At 65.8% G+C, this 10,678-nt stretch carries 7 protein-coding genes; 4 read left to right on the top strand and 3 right to left on the bottom strand.

Annotated elements, in window-relative coordinates:
- Positions 1 to 76: 76 nt before the first annotated feature.
- Entirely contained in the window at positions 77 to 805 is a 729-nt protein-coding gene (locus tag K8625_RS36175; protein WP_223785243.1) for a hypothetical protein, read from the top strand.
- Between the two features lie 370 nt (positions 806 to 1,175).
- Here the strand turns inward: K8625_RS36175 and K8625_RS36170 are convergent, their stop codons facing one another.
- On the bottom strand, positions 1,176 to 3,644 hold the full coding sequence (locus tag K8625_RS36170; protein ID WP_223748842.1) for a hypothetical protein: 2,469 nt from the start codon (positions 3,642 to 3,644) through the stop codon (positions 1,176 to 1,178).
- 271 nt (positions 3,645 to 3,915) lie between these two features.
- Between K8625_RS36170 and K8625_RS36165 the strand changes: the two genes are divergently transcribed.
- The 3 genes from K8625_RS36165 to K8625_RS36155 are packed head-to-tail and all read left to right on the top strand — an operon-like array spanning position 3,916 to position 6,493.
- Entirely contained in the window at positions 3,916 to 4,668 is a 753-nt protein-coding gene (locus tag K8625_RS36165; RefSeq protein WP_223748841.1) for an ABC transporter ATP-binding protein, read from the top strand.
- Positions 4,665 to 5,447, top strand: coding sequence for an ABC transporter permease (locus K8625_RS36160; protein ID WP_223748840.1), 783 nt, complete (start codon positions 4,665 to 4,667; stop codon positions 5,445 to 5,447). The genes K8625_RS36165 and K8625_RS36160 overlap by 4 nt, the downstream gene beginning before the upstream one ends.
- 23 nt (positions 5,448 to 5,470) lie before the next feature.
- Complete coding sequence (locus tag K8625_RS36155) at positions 5,471 to 6,493, top strand: ABC transporter substrate-binding protein (RefSeq protein ID WP_223748839.1); 1,023 nt, start codon at positions 5,471 to 5,473, stop codon at positions 6,491 to 6,493.
- 99 nt (positions 6,494 to 6,592) lie between these two features.
- On the opposite strand, the gene K8625_RS36150 is transcribed toward K8625_RS36155, so the two are convergent.
- Positions 6,593 to 8,908 (bottom strand): hypothetical protein, encoded by a 2,316-nt coding sequence (locus tag K8625_RS36150; RefSeq protein ID WP_223748838.1) that lies wholly within the window; start codon positions 8,906 to 8,908, stop codon positions 6,593 to 6,595.
- Between the two features lie 148 nt (positions 8,909 to 9,056).
- Positions 9,057 to 10,235, bottom strand: a complete 1,179-nt coding sequence (locus K8625_RS44685; RefSeq protein WP_223785312.1) for a trypsin-like serine protease — start codon at positions 10,233 to 10,235, stop codon at positions 9,057 to 9,059.
- Positions 10,236 to 10,678: the final 443 nt, after the last annotated feature.

The following is a 10,678-nucleotide window of genomic DNA, read 5'->3' as shown; positions in this document are numbered from 1 at the left end:
TCAGCCAATAGACATACTCAATACTCCCCTCACCTCGGCATCCGTGGCGCGTCTCCCAGACGCCCAAGGAGACTCCATGGAAACCCCAGGCGCCCCATTTCCCCAACTGCTGTTCTTCAACTCGCTGGCCGACGCGGACCAGAAGAACATGCTGGTGGCCATCAGCTGCAATCGGAAGGCAAAGGAGCTCATCACGCCTCGAATCGCCAGACAGCTGTTCGAAGAGCTCGAAGGCAAGACCTCGGGCCAGTTGGGGATTTTCATCGCCGACGAGGTGATGAAGTTCAACGAAATGGCCATGAACATGTCCGAGCCCAAGGCCCGGGCACTTGCCTTGGACTATGGAGACCACTTCGAATCACTGTTCGCCCTGGCGCTGTCGGAATGCAGCGAGGCGTTGAAGCAGCGGACCCACATCTTCCGCTGGAATGAAATAGAGACTGCGGAACTGCTCGACAAGACGCGGACTGTCGAGGACATGTACGACACGCAACCCCAGGTCCGGCAGATGATGGATGTCGCCGCCGCCAAGCTGCTGGCCTGGCGCTGCCCCGACGTCACACCCTCTCCCAGACGCCTGCGGGCCATCCTCGACTTCATCTTCCGGGAGGTGCCCATCGTGGGAGCGTGGGGCCCGCCCCTCCACGTCCGGAACATTCCCTGGCACGGTCTCATCTATCCGGCCATCAATCCGCGAGGGATGAACGTCATCACCGGCCTCATCGCGGAGCTGGATGAGTGGATGGGCAAGACCATGCGCCATGTGCTGGTGATGCACATCGCGCAAGAAGGCTCTGTGTATTGAGGTCGGGAGCCGCGACCACCGAGCCGCCCGCGGGCCGGGGTGTCCTGCTGCCCCTGCATGCCTCGACAGGAGACCGTGGTGTCCACGAGCGCATGAGGGGTGCGAGCGAGGGCAAGGCCGTGCAGACTCCGGGGGAAGTGCCTCACGCGGAGTCTCCGGTGTCCGTTCCCGCTGTTCCCAAGCCGCCGCGCCGTCGTCCGGGCGCGGTCCTCGCCACCGCCGTGCTGCTCATGAGCGCCGCGCCCGTCCCCGTGAGGGCGCGGTGGCGGAGCTCGGACGACTGCGGACGTGCGCTCCGGGCGCGTACCTGCGGCGCGTCCAGTAGGCCCAGGGCCCCGCTCCGTGCGAGCAGCGGGGCCGCGGGACATCACTACGGGCGCTGCTGCGCGAGCAGCCACTCGTAGAGGTTCGGGGAGTGGTACGTGTGGTCCGTGGCGTAGGCCCGGCCGTAGGCCGTATGCCCCACGTTCTCGTAGCGCGTCACCACCGGCGCCGACGGGGGGGAGCAGGCGTTGAGTCGCGCGACGAAGTCCGTGGCCGTCCTCCCCCAGCTGGCGTCATCCGCGCCGTAGAACTGCCAGACCTTCACGTCCGCCTGCGCCAGGTAGCACGCGTTGGTCGTCACGTTGTCCAGGTCCGGCGTCCAGATGATGCCGCCGTAGTGGGCCCCATCCGTGGGCGCGATGGCCGCAATGCGCTGCGCGTTGGCGAGCGAGAACTCCACGAAGGCGGTGGTCCCGAAGCCGCCCAGCGACAGGCCCGTCAGGTACACGCGCTTGGGGTTGATGCGCAGGCCCGCCAGCGCCACGTCGAGCAGGCGTTCGATTTGATAGGGATGCCAGCTCGCGCCGGCCTCGCCGAGCTGGGGGATGAGCACCACGAAGGACTCCGTCACCCCGTTGATGGTGAACTCCAGCGGGTGCCCCGCGTTGATCTGCGCTGCCGGGCCATGGCTCAGCACCCGGGGCAGCTCCGTCGTGCCGTTGCCACGCTCCCCGATGCCGTGGAGGAAGATGAGCAGCGGCCACTGACGGCTCGGGTTGGCGTCATACCCTCGCGGCAGGGATTCGTAGTAACCCATCTGCCCGTTCCAGAGCTTGGGCACCGTGGTCACCCTGGGCGTGAGCGTGCGCTGAGTCACCGGCGGCGGCGTGCTGACGCGCCGGTGCGAGAGCATCCAGTGGTAGATGTTGTTGGCCGGCGGCTGCGTCGGCGATGCCCCCGAGCCGATGATCCAATGGTTCCCCGTGGCGGGGCGCGTGTAGCGCGGCGCCGGATCCGGCGCGGGTGAGCAGGCGTTGAGCCCGTTCACCGCGGCGTCGGTGTAGCTCACGTGCACCGTGCCGTCGTCCGCCGCGTGGAAGGCCCACACGGGCACGTCCTCGGTGGCCAGCCGGCAGATCTGCGACACGCCGTTCACGCTGTAGACGCGCCCACCCGAGAAGGGAACGATGGCGGCAATCTGGCGAGCGTTCGTGTCCGAGCGCTGCGGGAAGCTCCAGGTGTGGAACGCGCCCAGCGAGAAGCCCATCAGGTACACGCGGTCCGCGTCGGTCCGGAGGTTCGCCTTCGCCGAGTCGATCATCGCCTGCGTGAAGAAGTCCTGCCAGTCGCCGTAGTTCCCGTGGAGCTGCGGAATCAGGACGATGAAGGACTCGGTGACGCCGTTGATGTCGAACTCCAGCGGCACGTTGTCCCGGACGAGCGTCATGTTGCCCAGGACGCTCGGCAGCGACTCGGGGGTGCTGCCCTTCTCGCCGACGCCGTGGTGGAAGATGATGACCGGCCACTTGCGGTTCGGGTCCGTGTCGTACCCGCGAGGCAGGGACTCGTAATAGTGGATGACCTTACCGCTCGCCGTGACGGACTTCGAGGTGAGGGTGCGCAGGGTGGGCGTACCGCTCCCCGTGCTCGGCACCACCGACACGCTCACGTCATCCGACGCGCTCGCGCCCAGGGCGTCCGTCACCGTGAGGCGGAAGACATAGGTGCCCTGCTCCAGGTTGCCCGCGACGAGCGGCGTCCAGGGGTTCTGGTAGAGCCTGGCCGTGGTGGGACCGGAGACCTGCGACCACACGAAGGTGGTGGCCTGTCCCTCCGGGTCGGAGAAGGACTGCTGGAGCGCCACCGTGTTGGTGGGCAGCGGCACGGTGCGGTCCGCCCCCGCGCTCACCACGGGCGGCTGGTTCACCACCACGCCGCCGTCCTGCTCGATGACCTCGAGCACGCCCAGGTAGCCGAAGAGGGCGCCGGGCTTCATCGTCACGGTGATGTCCAGCGCGCCGTTCGAGGGCACCAGGTTCGTCAGCTGAACCACGCCGTCGATGTTGTTGGTCACCTGCAGTTCCACCGTCTGCGCGCCCACCGTGTAGCGCGTCGTCCGGTCCGCCGAGTCCCCCGCCATCCGCGACGCATAGAAGCGCAGCGAGTAGGTGCCATTGATGGCCAACCCGGAGAGCCGGACCTGCGCCTGCGTGTCCGTCGTCCCCTCGTTGGTGCCGATGAAGAACGTGTCCCGCGTGGCCGACGCGGGATAGACGGTGCTCGCGGTGGTGCCTCCACCGTTGTAGGCGCCCGTCCAGCCCTGCCAGAACCCGTCTGTTATCTGGAGCGACAGCGCCGAGCCCACGCCCGCGCTGTCCACCAGGTTGCTCAGCGATGAGCCGGTGGAGCCGAAGTGGAGGTTGTTCCACCCGGGCGTGGCGGTGGGACCGTCGCCGAAGTCGACCAGGAAGCGCCGCTCGGCGGCCTCGGCCTCGGTGGCGCCCCAGGCCTGGAGGAGCAGTGAGACCACCGCGAACATGGGAAGTCCGGGCATCGCCCGGCGGGAGAGACGCATGATGGAGAACCCTCCTTGGCTCACCATCATAGTATTCAGATATAGCACAAATTACATGAATTTCCGACTTAATCAGTCATCATGATACTGTTGCAGCATCACTCAGGCCCTTCGGCGGAAGGGCCACGGGGCGCCCCCGCCCACGCCCTGGACGCGAGATCCACGCTCGCCTCGGGCGGGCAGGACGGTTAGAAACACCCCTTCCATGGCGCCTCCCGGCCTCGCTCCCCCCGCTCCCCTGCCCCCCGTCTCCGGAAGTGGGGGTGTCCGCGTGAAGGTCGAGGGCCTGCGCCGCACCTTCCCGGGTGACGTCGCCGTGCTGTCGGGGCTGGACCTGGAGGTCGCGCCTGGCGCGTTCGTGGCGCTGCTGGGGCCCTCCGGCTGCGGCAAGTCCACGCTGCTGAGGCTGGTGGCCGGGCTGGACCGCGCGGAGGCCGGGCACATCACCTTCACGCCGACGCTGGAGCGCACGCCCGGTGAGCGCGCCCCCATCGCCTATGTATTCCAGGACGCGCACCTGCTGCCCTGGCGCACGGTGCTGGACAACGCGGCGCTGCCGCTGGAGCTGACCGGCGTGCCGGAATCGGAGCGACGGGCCGCCGCTCGCGCCGTGCTCGAGCAGGTGGGCCTGGGGGATGCCACGGACCGTCATCCCGCCGAGCTGTCCGGCGGCATGCGCATGCGCGTGTCCCTGGCGCGCGCGCTCGTCACCCGCCCCCGGCTGCTGCTCCTGGACGAGCCCTTCGCCGCGCTGGACGAGCTGACGCGCGGCCGGCTGGATGACCAGCTCCGCGCGCTGTGGCGTCAGTTGGGGATGACGGTGCTCTTCGTCACCCACTCCATCTCCGAAGCCGCCTACCTGGCCGAGCGCGCCGTGGTCCTGTCGCGGCGCCCCGCGCGAGTGGTGCTGGACCGGACGCTGGAGCTGCCCACGGAGCGCGGCGCGGCCCTGCGCACCGAGGCCACCTTCGCCCGCGAGGCCCGGCTGCTCCACGAGGCGCTGGAGCAAGGAGAGCGCTGGTGAACCGCACGGCCCTTCGCGCGGCGCTGCCGCCGCTGGTGGCGCTCGTCGTGCTGCTGACGCTCTGGGAAGCCGCGGTGCGCCTCTTCGAGGTCCCGGTCTGGCTGGTGCCTCCGCCCTCGGCGGTGGGGGCGGTGGGAGCGAGGGAGGCGGGCTCGCTCCTGGGCGCGGCGCTCACCACGGGACGCGCGGCCCTGGTGGGCTTCGGGTTGAGCGCGGTGCTGGGCGTGCTGGTGGCGGTGACGCTTGCGTCCTCGCGGATGGTGGAGCGCGCGCTCTACCCGTACACGCTCTTCCTGCAGACGGTGCCCATCGTGGCCATCGCGCCGCTCCTGGTGCTGTGGTTCGGCCCGGGCCCTCGGGCCGTCGCGGTGTCCTCCTTCATCGTCTCGTTGTTCCCGGTCATCGCCAACACGCTCACCGGGCTGCGCTCGGTGGAGCCGCCGCTGCGAGACATGTTCCGGCTGTATGGCGCCGGGCGCTTCGCGACGCTGTGGAAGCTGGAGCTGCCCGCGGCGATGCCGCACCTGTTCACCGGGTTGAAGATTGCCTCGGGCCTGTCGGTCATCGGGGCCATCGTCGGCGAGTTCGTCGCCGGCTTCTCCGAGGGCTCGGCGGGGCTGGGAATCCTGGTGCTGGCCGCGTACCGTCAGCTGCGCACGGACCTGTTGTTCGCGGCGGTGCTGGCGGCGTCGGGGTTGGGGCTGGTGTTGTTCGGGGCGGTGAGCCTCACGGGGGCGCGGCTGCTGCGGCGCTGGCACCCGTCGGCGCAGGGGAATTGAGTCACGTGGGAGGGAGGCAGAACGTGAGCGGACGTCTCGTGAAGCTGTTGGGGTGCGTGGGGCTGCTGGTGGTCGCGAGCGCCTGTTCGCGCCAGAAGGAGGAGCCACAGCCAGGCGCCCAGGCGGGCACCCCGGCGCCTCAGAAGGCCGCTCTGGCCAAGGTGAAGCTGGCGCTCAACTGGGTGCCGGAGCCCGAGTTCGGCGGCTTCTATGCGGCGCGCGACTCGGGGGCCTTCGCCCGTCATGGCCTGGAGGTGGACATCCTGGGCGGCGGCGCGGGCGCGCCGGTGCAGCAGATGGTGGCCACGGGCAAGGCCGAGTTCGGCATCAGCGGCGCGGATGAAATCATCACCGCGCGCGCGCGGGGCCTGGATGTGATTCCGCTGTTCGCGGTGTACCAGACGTCGCCGCACGCCATCATGGCCCACGCGTCTCGAGGGGCGAAGGGCATCCAGGACGTGTTGTCCTCGGGCACGGTGGCGCTGGAGCCGGGCCTCTCCTACGTGGCCTTCCTCAAGAAGAAGTACAGCTTCGACCAGGTGAAGGTGGTGCCCTACGACGGCGGCGTGGCGCGCTTCCTCGCGGACAAGGACTTCGCCCAGCAGTGCTTCGTCACCGCCGAGCCCATCGCCGCGAAGCGGCAGGGCGCCACGCCGGCCGTGTTCCTGGTGGCCGACGAGGGCTTCAATCCGTACATCGCCGTGGTCATCACCCGGAGGCAGTACTGGAAGGAGCACCCCGAGCAGGTGAAGGCGTTCGTGGCGGCGGTGCGCGAGGGCTGGCGCGCGTATCTGGACAACCCGGGTCCGACCAACGCGGTGATGGGCAAGCTGAACACGACGATGGACGCGGAGACCTTCGCCGCGGGGGCCGAGACCCAGAAGCCGCTCATCGAGACCGAGGAGACGAAGGCCCGGGGCCTGGGCGCGATGAAGCGCGAGCGGTGGGAGCAACTCTCCCAGCAGCTCGTGGAGCTGGGCCTCATCGACAAGGCCCCCTCCGTGGACGAGTACCTGCTGCCGGAGTTCACCGGCGCGCGGGAGTGAATGAGTCTGGACTCGGTCAGGCCCCAAGCGGGAGGACCCGGTGGCCCAACGGAAGGTGGGCCACCGAGTCATGTGTGCATCGACCCAAGCAGCAGCAAGTCAGTGCAGTTGGAGCAGCGGCACCCGGTAGCCAAGACTCAATCCAAAGGAGACGTTTCGTCGACTGGCCTCCTCGTTGAACTTCCACTGTGGTGCATAGCGAGCATCCAGAATAAGGTTCCAATTCCGGTAGCTCGCGCTGATTCCGAGTCCTGGAGCGAAGGCCGTCATCGGCTCGGGCTTGACCGCCTGCGCAGCCCTGTCTGAGACATTGAGGCTCGCGTATTGTCCCAGGTCGAAGACAGACACATTCCCTCCCAGCCCAACATGGTCCGATAGGCCGAACTCCACGTTGACCCCCAGGGGTAGCGCAAGATGGGTCCCTGCTGGGAAATCATTCACCCGAGTGGAGGCCCACCTGAAGGCCCTGATTCCAGGCGTCACCGTGAGCGCCACGGCGACATCTCCCACTTGCTGCGTTCGGTCGCTGGCCAGGTCCACGAACGTGTTGATGCTCTGTCTCCGCAGTCGACGTTGCTCTTCCAGGCTCAATTCGACTCCTGGGCTGCCCAGCGCATTCAATGAGGGATAGGATTGGAGATAGTTCGCGAAGGCGCTGGCATAACGCATCTTCCGGTCGAACTTCTCCGCAGGATCTCCCGTCAACTTCACCGCGGCGATACCCGCAGCGGAGACCAGTGCCAGGGTGAAGTTCTGCTTGAGCATGGCCTCGGACATCTCACGATACGCACGCAACTCGCGCTTCCGCTGGAGCCGCACTTCTGGCGTGTCGTTTCCTGCCTCCACCAGGAGCTCGAGTGTCTCGAACGACATCGCCGCGGCCTCAATAGCGGTTCGGCGGCTGTCCTGCTGGCTGCGCGGAGACATCACAGCAATCCCGTGGGCCACGATGCTCGTCAGCCGCCCCTGAAGGGCGACATAGCGTGGGTCGTTTCCAAGGTTCTTCAGCAATGGATGACTCTTCAGAGACATGAACAACTCGGGGTGTTCGATATGACGGCGGACCAGATGGCTGTCACAATCCCCCTCGACATGGCACGCGGCGATGACCGTCGCCGCGACGACAAGCCCACCCCTGATGATGAGCGAGTCGGGCACGCCACCCACCTCCTGCAGACGGTGCAGGCTGTCCTCTCGGATGGATTCCACGAACTGCCGGACCACCAGCTGTGCGGCGGCGATGCTACTCCCCGTGGACTCAGGCTCCAGTGAGAACTTGACCAACAGCGCGAGCCCTCCAACGATGGCTGCGAGCCCCTGGTTCGGATCCCTCGCAATCAGCGCATGGGTTTCCGTGCCCTGTCTCATTCCATACATCCCTTGTTTCAATGGAAGGGCCAACAATGTTGCCGCGAAATCTGCAATATCCTGCTTAAGTGCGACTTGAAGCCCCGCGCTCGCTGTTGCCAACTCTTGGAGACGAACCCGTTTGAGTGCTTCACAGGTCCGGTGCAATACCGGCTGAGGCGACCCTCGAGCCTCCCACTTCACGCCCTGGAATGCTTGATCCACCAGGTCTTCAAGACTGGCATCACACAACTTGGCGAGAATCTGCTCACGAATGGCCTCCAGCGCGGCAATCTCCACCCGCTCCAATGCAACATCCGCGACGGCCTGGAAGAGTTCGGAAGTCGCTGAAATAGCGCTGTCCTCGAAGCTTCGCCCACTCGATGGCAGCGGAACCGCGACCTCCCCCCGCTGTCCGAAGTTCTTCAGCAATTGCTGGGGCGAGAGCAATGGTCCCGCCATTATGTAGATGGGAATGCTGCTCCACCCGGCAGCCAAGTCATCCCCAGCAGCCGCAGCAGGGCAGGTATCATTCTGCCCCGAACGCATCAAAGGCATTTTCTGTGTATTCCCGGTCTTCCGAAATGCACAGGCGAACAATTCCTTCTGGCCTTCCCTGACCAGTCGATCCTTGTAATTGACGAACCCGAACTGAGACCAAGACGTATCTGCGAACGGAATGCTTGGATGCTGGAGCGCATGCGCGAAGAAGGAAAGCTGCCAGGTCCCCACTCCGAGGACCACCGACTTCGCGAGAGGAGAGTTGATCGAGGGGTCCCAAACAACCTCGATGTGATCTCCCGCATAGTCCTCGTCGAGGGGCCGGACGATTCCAGCATCGGCGCCATTGAAACCACTGTCCTCCGTCTTGAACCTGTCAAAGCTGGCCTTAGTCGTCGACGGAGGAAGGCTCGCCGGCAACAATGTGATGCGCACCGACTCTCTAGAGACGATGATCACACCTTGACTCAACAGGGCTGTGCCTTCAGCCGGATGCCCCTTTCCCTGCCCGGTATCCCCTGCGATCCCTCCATCACCTCCTCCCAGATGGGCATCACCGCGCGTCACGACAATCTCCCCCTGAGTCGCCGCCACACTCCCAGCATCAGGAGTCCCTTCCGCTGCCATAGGAGCGGCGCCTCCCCACCCCAGACTTGGAATCAAGAGTCCCAGCAACACGAGTCGTGAAGCTCCCCGCCAAAGCCTCATGTTCGTTCTACCGTCCCTTCTCGTTGCGCCCGGTCTGGGCCAGAGTCGACAGGCGCGAATCGAGCCATGACCGGATGGCATCGATTCGCGTATAGATTCCTCCCTGCCCGCATTGCACGCGAGCCCCCGCCGTGGAGCGCGAAGTGATAGCAATGAGCCTGCGCTCCACCCCCATGAGGGGGAAATTCTCCGGGTCAGCACAGTACGTCCGAGCAATACATGCTGGAACCCTCGGCATGAATTCGAACAGCCCACCCCCACTGTCCCCCGAACACGTATCACGCCCAGGGCTTCCGCCTACGCGCATCTCGTGCCGAGGATTGCATCCCTCCCTGAAAGAACGCTCGGCGCTACAACCCCACCCATCCCCATCCAACAAGACCTCTCGCTTCGCACCGAACCCGGACTGACCATTGACCGAAGAGGCTCCAAATCCGGCATGCGACAAGATGTGACTCGGAGGCGTGCCATCTTTGGACTGGCGTCGCGCATGTCGTGGGCTCTCCAACGGGCGAGCCAATCGCAACAGTGCGATGTCGACCGAGGGGTCCGGATGTCGCTCGGTCTCCACGACGGGAACCACCATCTGGACCTCTTCAATGGAGTCTCCCACCATCACCCGGTAAGCAGGCAGGCAGTGTGCCGCGGTCAGGACGATATCCGGCTCGAGGAGGACACCTGAACACTGCCATCGCGCGGCGCTCCCCACCGCGACGATGTCCGCCAGCGAGTCGCGCCCATCGCAGACGGGCAGACATGGAGCCTCGTCGATCTCTCCGTCGCAGTCATTATCCACTCCGTCACAAGTCACCTCTTCTGGTTCGTAGTGCGGATTCGAGCAATCACGTCTGCATTCGCATTGGTCTCTGAACTGCTGCAGGACCGCCGTGAACCGAGCATCGGGCAAGCAGGTTCCTTCCCTCCCACATCCAGCATTCGGAAGCGCGGGCCCTGGATGTCGCGCCGGATCATCAGCATCGAAAACCACAAACTGAGCTATCCCATCCGTACCCTGACGCCATTCGGCAAGGAACTGGTCGCGAAGTTCCTTCAGGCGCCCCCGACGGGATTCCGAGTCAGCAGGCTCGACGCGGCTCTCCCCAGCGACGAAACAATCGGGAACTCCGTCCGAAGCAATGACCAGCACCGCCGGGTCCCCCTGCTTCGCGCTCTGGCCCAGTCGCATCCTGCCGAACTGAAGCGCTTGGGTCAGTGGCGTGTCGTACCTCTTATCCGGGCCTGTGACAGGAAGCAGCAACTCCCGAACGTCGACGGCGAAGTCTTTCTCCAAGAGCGCGTCCTCGCTTGTCTTCGCCGTGCCGAACCGTCCTCCAACCATCGGCTGGAACCGAGCCCCCGCGTCACCTGTCCGACAAGAAGCCTCCCAAGCCGCATCAGGGCTTCCTATCGCCGCCGGCTGAATTGATGAGAACCCCCAGACCTCGGCTCCGATAGAACAGTGCCTCGGAAGGTCACGTGCCCACTGAGCCACAAGATCCAATTGCCTTCGAGACTTCTCCCGAACAAGGGCATACGCAGAAGGCTTCCCTCCCTGCCCGATCATCGAGCCAGAGAGGTCGAACATCAGCAGAAGCCTCAACTGGAGAGGAGCGGGTTGCGGAGCATCCA

Origin of the sequence: Myxococcus sp. AS-1-15 (assembly GCF_020037055.1) — a bacterium.
Classification (GTDB): domain Bacteria; phylum Myxococcota; class Myxococcia; order Myxococcales; family Myxococcaceae; genus Myxococcus; species Myxococcus fulvus.
Note: the sequence above shows the minus strand (reverse complement) of the source record. Positions and strands in the feature narration are given on the sequence as shown.

Excerpts from the sequence above, each read along its gene's own strand:
- K8625_RS36175 (WP_223785243.1), top strand. The coding sequence starts at position 77 with ATGGAAACCCCAGGCGCCCCATTTCCCCAACTGCTGTTCTTCAACTCG.
- K8625_RS44685 (WP_223785312.1), bottom strand. The coding sequence starts at position 10,235 with ATGCGACTGGGCCAGAGCGCGAAGCAGGGGGACCCGGCGGTGCTGGTC.
- K8625_RS36170 (WP_223748842.1), bottom strand. The coding sequence starts at position 3,644 with ATGCGTCTCTCCCGCCGGGCGATGCCCGGACTTCCCATGTTCGCGGTG.